4 protein-coding genes and 1 pseudogene are annotated in these 4,128 nt (G+C 56.3%); all 5 read left to right on the top strand.

Annotation, left to right across the window (positions count from 1 at the left end; translation table 11 throughout):
• The first annotated feature begins 251 nt into the window (after window positions 1–251).
• Window positions 252–740 (top strand): hypothetical protein, encoded by a 489-nt coding sequence (locus tag DW823_RS09530; protein ID WP_117648566.1) that lies wholly within the window; start codon window positions 252–254, stop codon window positions 738–740.
• A 38-nt stretch (window positions 741–778) separates the two neighbouring features.
• A complete protein-coding gene (locus DW823_RS09525) occupies window positions 779–1,546 on the top strand; it encodes a GntR family transcriptional regulator (protein WP_117648565.1) in 768 nt (255 codons plus the stop codon).
• Window positions 1,531–2,244, top strand: a complete 714-nt coding sequence (locus DW823_RS09520) for a GntR family transcriptional regulator (protein WP_117648564.1) — start codon at window positions 1,531–1,533, stop codon at window positions 2,242–2,244. Before DW823_RS09525 ends, DW823_RS09520 begins: the two co-directional genes overlap by 16 nt.
• Window positions 2,245–2,438: 194 nt before the next feature.
• Window positions 2,439–3,554 (top strand): SIS domain-containing protein, encoded by a 1,116-nt coding sequence (locus tag DW823_RS09515; protein ID WP_117638249.1) that lies wholly within the window; start codon window positions 2,439–2,441, stop codon window positions 3,552–3,554.
• A gap of 60 nt (window positions 3,555–3,614) precedes the next feature.
• Window positions 3,615–4,128 (top strand): annotated as a pseudogene (locus DW823_RS09510) (SIS domain-containing protein); the annotation flags it as partial.

Here is a 4,128-nt window from a genome sequence, read left to right as displayed (position 1 = left end):
TAGCACATCGGTGCATGGCATCTATGACCCGCTCAGCGGGGAATACGTACGGACGAGGGACGGGGCAGGGTGCTTGGTTTTGGAAGTTCGCGAAGCCCACTTCCAAAACCAAGCACCCTGCCCCGTCCCTCGTCCGTACGTATTCCCCGCTGAGCGGGTCATAGATGCCATGCACCGATGTGCTAAAGTGACGGCTTGAAATTGGTGCTATATTCAGCTTGAGTTGTTTAATGCTAGTACGGGAGGCTGATATGGGGCTGTTCAAGAAGAAAAACCCGCAGGATGCCTTTGATCCCGATGTGTTTACCATCACGGATACGATTTTGGACCCGCCGCGGTTTACGTTTTTGCCGGCTATCTACCAGGATGCCACGCGTCGCAAGTGGGCCGTGCATCAGCGTGGTGCAGAGCCTAAGATTTTTGACTATGCGGACGTGTTGCAGTGCGAAGTAGCCGAGGCGGGCGATCCGGAGGCCGAGGAAGTGACTTCAAAACAGGAATTTGCCCAGCGTATCCTGGCAAATCCTGCCAAGGCGGCGAAAATAAACGCTGCCAAGCGTAATATGTGTCTTGGTATGGGCGTTGTTGTGGCGGTTCAGACGGGAAAAGACGAGGTTTCCAAATTAGAGATTCCCGTTATGACCGACGAAGTTAAACGCGATTCAAGTCTATATAAGTCGTATCGGAATGTCGCCGAGAAGATCAAGGCCGAATTTGATGCCATGGGAGGGCTGGCCTAATTTTGGCGGCATACGTTTCTGAATGAGGAGTCTGTGCAATGGCAGGCGAATCTTATGCAATTCCCCCCAAAGATCGTGCTGTTGAGGGAATTCTTTGGTATATCCAGCACCATCAGCTTGCCGGCGGGGATCGCCTGCCGGCCGAGCGCGTGCTGTGCGAAGAGATTGGCGTTTCGCGTACAGCGTTGCGTGCCGGTATCACGCGGCTCATCTCGTGTGGAACGCTCGAGAGCCGTCGCGGATCGGGTACGTATGTGTGTCCTCCCAAGCCGCTAAACATCTTTCAGGAAACGTATAACTTTTCCGATGCTGTGCGGACTGCCGGTCTGCACCCCTCTTCTCGTCTGGTTTCCACCGGGACCATCGAGGCGGATGAGGCGCTTGCCGACAAGCTTGGGGTGTCTGTAGGCGCTCCTTTGCTCCGCATGCAGCGCGTTCGACTTATTGAGGGCGAGCCGGCGTCAATCGAGACCGCTCACGTTAACCTGTCCCTGTGCCCATCGCTTACCGAGCACGATTTTGAGTGCGAGAGCCTTTACGATGTCTTGCTCAAAGAAGGCGGCGTGCGTGTTGAGCATGGACGTGAGCATATCTCTATCTCGCGTTTGAACGTCGAAGAGGCCGAGCTGCTCCAGCAAGAAGAGGGAACGCCGGTGTTCTATGAGAGCTCGATTGAATTTGATAAGGACATGCGTTTTGTGGAGCATTGCAAATCGGTGATTTTGCCCACAAAGTTTCGCTTTGCCGATAACGGCGAAGAGAACGGCATGAGGAGTGTGGCAGGTGAACAATGGCTGAAACAGTAGATGCCACCCCGGTTTATATGCGCATTCGACGCCGCATCGAGGAGCGTATCGAGCGCGGTACATATCCCACGGGTTCCATGATTCCGTCCGAAAAAGACCTCGCCGAGGAATTTGGTACGACACGCTTGACCATCCGAAGCGCTGTCGATGAGCTGGTTCGGCGCGGGCAGATTCGCCGTGTTCGGGGGAAAGGTGCCTTTGTGGCGCAGAAAGTACCTGCTTTTTTTGAACGCACGGGCGGTTTCCGTGAATCGGTCCGTGCTTCGGGCGGCGAGCCGTCCGTCCGTATTCTCGCACGTTCCAAGCGTTATGCGGGGCCATACTACGCTGACCTGTTTGGCATCGCCGAGGACGACCTGCTCTATTCCATTCGACGCCTGAACTGCATAAACGGTAGCCCCGTATCGATCGAGACGGCGCTGATTCCCTGCCTGCTGTTCCCAACCATCGAAGATATTGACGTGTCGGTCTTCAGCTTGTACGAGACCTATGAGATGCTGGGCCGAAAGCCAGTTATGGCACAGGAAAAGCTCGATATCGAAGCGCTGGGCGCACGAGATGCCGGCCTGCTTGGACTGGAGCAGGGTGATCTTGCCTTGACGCTGGAGTGCGTAAGCTTCGATGCGAGCGGCCAGGCGATCGAGTACGTCAAGTCGTTTAACCGCGGTGATGCGGGTGGATATACCTATACGTACTAGCTGGTTTTTTGCATAACGGGCTGAAAAGTTGACGGAATTTTGATTCGTTGAGCAGACCGTATATACAACCTTACATGGCTCAAAATCGACCGTTCGCCGATGGGGATAAAATAATCGACAAAGAGATATCAAAAAGCCGTAACCTGTAACTGTGATTGGTATCAAATACTAATGATTTGTTACGAGGTGAGACGATGAAGATGCTCGATTACGTTCAGCTTGCCCATGTGCGTATGGGGGAGAACCTCGAGCGTTCGTCTGAGCTGGTAGCGCAGCTCGTTGATATTTTCCAGTCCGGCTCTTTTGATGCACTGCGCATCGTTGCTTCGGGTTCGTCGCGCCATGCCGCCGATTGCGCCCGCGATTACCTGCAAGATGCGCTGCAGATGCAGGTGTCCGTTGTGACGCCCGAGGCCTTCGTCGATTTTGAACACACCTATCCGCAGCATGCGCTCAACATCGCCGTCTCGCAGAGCGGCTATTCGACCAATACGATTGCGGCGCTCGATTACATGCGTGCACACGATATGGCTGCAGTTGCGCTCACGGCAAACGTCGAGGCACCCATCAAGGAACACGCTGACATCGTTCTTGACTACGGTGTGGGTGTCGAGTCGGTGGACTTTGTGACTCTGGGCGTCGAGGTTCTCGTTGAGTACCTGGTGCTCTTTGGTATTTACGGCGGTCAGGCGCGCGGAACGATTGACGCCAAGGGCGTTGCTCAGCGTCTTGATGACCTGCGCGAGGCTATCCAGGCTAATGCCGTGATGTGCAAGACCGCCGAGGCATATGTCCAAGATCACATGCTCGAGCTTTCTGAGCACATGCCCGCCATGGTCGTCGGCAACGGCCCCAACTATGGTGTTGCCGAGGAGGCAGCGCTCAAGCTGAGCGAGACCATCAAGATTCCTGCCATGCATCACGAAGGCGAGGAGTTCGTCCACGGTCCCGAGATGCAGATCGTTCCGGGCTATCTGGTGTTTATCGTCGACGATCCGCAGGGGTCGGAGCGTCTTGCGAATATCGCCGATGCGCTATCGAACGTTACGGCAAAAACGGTGCTGCTCACGGCCCATCCCAAGGGTAGGGCTCACGAGGTTGCGGTGCCTCAGGTGGCTCCGCTGCTCAGCGCAATTCCCAATCTTGTGTTCTTCCAGACGATTGCGGCCATGATTGCCGAGCGTCTGAAGTCATGGAACGTGCACCCGTATCTCGATACCGTCTCCAAGCAAATGGAGGTCAAGGCAGAGGGCTACGAAGAGTCAGTCAATGCGCTTAAGGCCAAAGCGGCTGAGTGTTACGGAATGTAAGCGGGTTTTGATGCCCGTTGGCATGGGGGATGTGGAAACAACCCCAGAAAGGAGAGACAAATGAAGGAAACCGAGAAGATCGAGATCATGCATTTCGACCAGGAGGGCTATCTCGAGGACGGCAAGGCGCTCTACGAGACCGGCAAGAAGATGACCGCGCTCGCCGACAAGGTCGCCGACGAGGGCTACGACGCCGTGTTCCTGATGGGCGTCGGCGGCACCTGGGACGAGCTCATGCAGCTCGAGTACCTCATGAACAAGTTCGGCGACCGCGACCTCGAGGTCTACCTGATCCACGCCGCCGAGTGGAACGTCATGGGCCACAAGCGCATGACCGAGAAGTCCGTCGTGCTCACCGCCTCCGAGTCCGGCACCACCCCCGAGGTCCTCGAGGCCGTCAAGAAGATGAAGGGCATGGGCGTGCGCGTCTACGCCATGACCAAGCCCGAGGGCCCCATCGGCCAGGCTGTCGGCGCCGAGAACTGCGTCGCCATGGCTTCTGACCATGGTTCGGGCGGCTGCGAGAAGGGCTACTACCTCGCCGACTGCTTCGGCCTGCGCCTGCTCAACCGCC

Origin of the sequence: Collinsella sp. AM34-10, from assembly GCF_003469185.1 — a bacterium.
Taxonomy (GTDB): domain Bacteria; phylum Actinomycetota; class Coriobacteriia; order Coriobacteriales; family Coriobacteriaceae; genus Collinsella.
Note: the sequence above shows the minus strand (reverse complement) of the source record. Positions and strands in the feature narration are given on the sequence as shown.